At 71.0% G+C, this 3956-nt stretch carries 3 protein-coding genes and 1 pseudogene; 2 read left to right on the top strand and 2 right to left on the bottom strand.

All coding sequences use genetic code 11. The features are described from left to right. Positions 1 to 40: 40 nt before the first annotated feature. Both ACFWM7_RS34315 and ACFWM7_RS34310 read right to left on the bottom strand, forming a co-directional pair. Entirely contained in the window at positions 41 to 1291 is a 1251-nt protein-coding gene (locus tag ACFWM7_RS34315; protein WP_383268424.1) for a glycoside hydrolase family 26 protein, read from the bottom strand. A gap of 58 nt (positions 1292 to 1349) precedes the next feature. Further along, positions 1350 to 2314: pseudogene (locus tag ACFWM7_RS34310) on the bottom strand (cytochrome P450). Between the two features lie 231 nt (positions 2315 to 2545). Between ACFWM7_RS34310 and ACFWM7_RS34305 the strand changes: the two are divergent. Further along, on the top strand, positions 2546 to 3028 hold the full coding sequence (locus ACFWM7_RS34305) for a tyrosinase family oxidase copper chaperone (protein ID WP_383268421.1): 483 nt from the start codon (positions 2546 to 2548) through the stop codon (positions 3026 to 3028). A 19-nt stretch (positions 3029 to 3047) separates the two neighbouring features. Continuing rightward, entirely contained in the window at positions 3048 to 3911 is an 864-nt protein-coding gene (locus ACFWM7_RS34300; RefSeq protein WP_383268418.1) for a tyrosinase family protein, read from the top strand. Positions 3912 to 3956: the final 45 nt, after the last annotated feature.

The raw sequence follows: 3956 nt of genomic DNA, 5'->3' as shown, positions 1-3956 counted from the left end.
GCCCCCGACAGGAGGGCCGGAGCCGTTTCCATGCCCGGGGTCAGTAGCGGAAGCAGATGTCGCGCTCCCGCATCCGCGGGCCCAGCCAGTCGGCGAACGGCACGGGGACACACCACCTGCGGGTGGGCGGAACCCCGGCCCCCGGCGACGTGGGCGAGGGCGCCACCGGCGGGGACGGCTGGAGGGACGGCGGGACCGTCGGCGACGCGCTCGGATCCGTCGGCGTCGGTGTGGGCGTCGGGGTCGGACTCGGTGTCGGGCTGGGGGAGGGCTTCGCGGGCGCGGCCATCTCGGTCAGCATCGTCCGGAACACCTCCGAGGAGCGCGGATTGCTCTTGCACTGCCAGACACCGTGCGGGCAGTAGTCCGTGACCGTCTGGTACAGGGGCTCGTGCCGGTCGATCCACTCCAGCATCCGCCGCATGTACTCGGAGTTGTCGCCGTTGCGGAAGAGCCCCCACTCCGGGAACGAGATGGGCTTGCCGCGCTCCGCGGCGAAGTCCACGTGCTTCTGGAGCCCGTACGGGTCGGTGATCTGGTCGTCGAAGGTCTCGCCGGGAGGCTGGTCGTAGGAGTCCATCCCGATGATGTCGACGACGTCGTCGCCCGGATAGCACTCGGTCCACGGCACCGCGTCCCGCCCCCGGCTCGGCGTGAAGTCGAAGCGGAACTCCTGACCGGGCACCGCGCGCATCGCCGTGACGATCCGCTCCCAGTACGCCTTCCAGGACGTGGGATCGGGACCGCAGCGATGCGTGTACGTCGTGCCGTTCATCTCCCAGCCGAGCACGATCACGGTGTCCGGGACGCCCAGCTCCACCAGGCGCTCCGCGAGCCGCGTGAAGTGCTGGTCGTAGTCCCCGGCCGCGCCCGCCCGGAGCAGGGTGCGGACCTCGTCGTCCGGGACCTGCTCCTCGTTGCGCTCCAGCATCGGCACGTTCAGGACGAACATCCGGTCCTGGTCCGCCCGTCTCCAGTCCGCCCACGCGTCGAGGAAATCGGGGGAGCCCTCGATGTTCACCCACAGATCGCCCGGCAGGTACGTGTGCCCCACCCGCAGCTCCGCCCCGCCGAGCCAGCGCGAGAGATCGGCCATCCTGCTGACCCCGGCCGGCCCGTAGTCCAGATACGCGCCGTGCGCCGTGCCGCTTTCCCGCCCCGCCGGGCCGGGGGCGGCGCCGTCGACGGAATCGGGGCCCGGCGGCGACTGACCCGCGATGCCGCCACCTGCCAGGAGGCTGAGAGCGGCCGCCGCGATGCACGAAACGATGAGACGGCGCTTTGCCGGCATTGCTCCTCCTGGCTGCGGTGAATTCCGGCCGGTTCGGCCTGATAGGGAGAGAGTCGCATCATCGTGCACCGGGGGCATGCGCAGGAGTCCATTTATCGTATTCGGCGTTGCGGGCGTGCCGTTCAGGTGAATGTGGGCCGAACGTGAACGGCAGCGAGCCGACGCGGTTGTCGAAATTCGAATCGACCAGTTCCGGGTCTCCAAGGTTCCGCATGACGGGGCGTCGGTCGATCAGTTGCCGGAACAGGGCCGTTATTTCCAGGCGGGCCAGATGTGCTCCCAGGCGGTGGTGCGGGCCCCCGCCGCCGTATCCCAGATGGGGATTCGGCGACCGGGTGATGTCGAAGCGATCCGGATGGGTGAAAACCCTCTCGTCGCGATTGGCGGACGCGTAAATGAGTGCGACTTTCTCCCCCGGGAGGAATGTGCGACCGCCCAGCGTGAATTCGGCGGTGACGGTCCTGCGGAACTGGATGATCGGCGTCGAATGCCGCACGATCTCGTCGACGGCCCCGCCGATGTACCGGTCGAAGTCGGAGCCGCGAGGCCGCCGACGGCACGAAGTCCCCGGGGCGCTCGGCGGTCAGCTCGTCCACCAGCCGCCAGGCGAGCCGGCCGACGTTCTCCTCGAAGCCCGCCAGCAGCCGCGGGGTGAAGCGCCGCGAGAAGATCCGGCGCAGCGCCGCGTGCTCGGACCCGTCCATGTTGACCATCGAGTTCCCGAACAGCGCCTTCGCCCAGCCGGTCGGCTCCGGGGGGCGACCCCGGGGGCGCTCGCGAACACCCCGGGCGTACGGCTCGCGGTCCGCACATCGGCGTGGCGCACCAGGGCGTGGAACGGCTTGCCGGCGGTACGCGCGGTGCCCGGCCGGGGGTGGAGAGGACCGGCGCGTCCAGCTCCCGCAGCAGGGCGAAGACCCTGAGCCGCTCGGGGCGCGGCAACCGCCAGAACGCCGGGTCGGCCAGATCGACGTCCGCCGCGCGCAGCACACGGTCCTCGGACAGCTGGTACGGAACGGTCATGTCCAACACCTCCACGGTTCGCCAGGCGATGTTCCGGCCCGCCGGCCACGGGGGCCCTCGCGACGCGGCCCGTCGTCGCCGATGGCCCCGCGCCCTCACGCGTTTGACGGAACGCGACCACCGCGTGTGCTCCGTACGCCGCACGCACGAGAACTGTTTCGGCACCGCCTCGTTGTCAACATCGCCATCAGAAGCACCTCGGACGAGTTAACGAGAGGCGGCCGTCATCTCATGAGCCCCACCCCCGCGAAACCGGGCGGCACCCGCATTCCCTCCCGCCGGACCGTCCTGCGCGGAGCCTTCACGGCCGCCGTGGTCACGGGCACCGCCGGCGCCCTGCTCCCCCTGCTCGACAGCGACCCGGCCGCCGAGGCCCGGCCCGCACCGGCGCCCGGACCCGGCTCCGGATCCGGTTCCCGAGCCACGACGGAGGAGTTCGCCGAGATGTACCGGGGCCGGGAGATCCGGGGGACGGCGACCGTCGTCGTCCCCGCCGGCGCCTCGGACGACGACCGTGTCGAGGTCGCCGGCGAACCGGTCACGGAGATTCGTATCGACGGCAGGCCGCTGCACGTCATGAGGCGGGCGGACGGCACCTATCTGAGCGACGTCCGGCACTACGAGTCGTACCCGACGCTGTTGGAGACGGCCCGCGCCGCCGTCGACGAACTCGGCTCCGCCCGACTCGCACCGCCCGACTCGCACCGCATGTGAACCAGGAGGACCAGCACCGGTGTACACCCGCAAGAACCAGCGCGCCCTCACGCGCACCGAGAAGCGCCGGCTCGTCGACGCGATCCTGCAGCTCAAGCGCTCCGGCCGCTACGACGACTTCGTCGTCATGCACCGCGAGTACTACGTCATGGACACCGAGCGCCGGCCGCGCCCGGCGCACATGACGTCCTCGTTCTTCCCCTGGCACCGCCAGTACCTGCTGGAGTTCGAGAAGGCGCTCCAGCAGGTCGACGCGGGCGTCAGCGTCCCCTACTGGGACTGGACCCAGGACAACAAGCCGACCTCGTCGCTCTGGGCGGAGGACTTCCTCGGCGGCAACGGCAGGCCCGGCGACCGCCGGGTCACCACCGGGGCGTTCGCCTACGATGCGGGCAACTGGAGCGTCGGCAGGGGCGTCACCGACGAGCACTACCTCACCCGCAACTTCGGCAGGCCGGACAGCGACCCGGTCTCCCTCCCCACCAAGAACGACGTGACGCGGGCGCTGAAGGACCCGGTCTACGACACCGAGCCCTGGAACAGCATCAGCACCGAGGGCTTCCGCAACCGCGTCGAGGGCTGGGGGATCCGGGGCGTCCGCGGGGTGGGCCTGCACAACCAGGTCCACCAGTGGGTCGGCGGGCCGATGGCGGGGGCGGCCTCCCCCGAGGACCCGGTGTTCTGGCTCCACCACTCGTTCATCGACCTGCTCTGGGACCGCTGGCGGAAGGCGCACCCGAAGTCCGCCTACCTCCCGGGCCGCAAACCCGCTTCGCCCGGCCCCGACCGCGACTACGTCTTCGGCCTCGACGAGGCCATGCCCCCCTGGGGCGTGACCCCGAGGAAGCTCCTCGACCACAGCAGGATCTACCGGTACGCCTGAGACCGGACGAAGGAACGGCCGGCCCCCTCCGCGAGGAGGAAGCCG

It is taken from the genome of Streptomyces sp. NPDC058375 (assembly GCF_042723425.1).
Taxonomy (GTDB): Bacteria; Actinomycetota; Actinomycetes; order Streptomycetales; family Streptomycetaceae; genus Streptomyces; species Streptomyces durocortorensis.
This window is presented reverse-complemented; position numbering and strand designations above follow the sequence as displayed.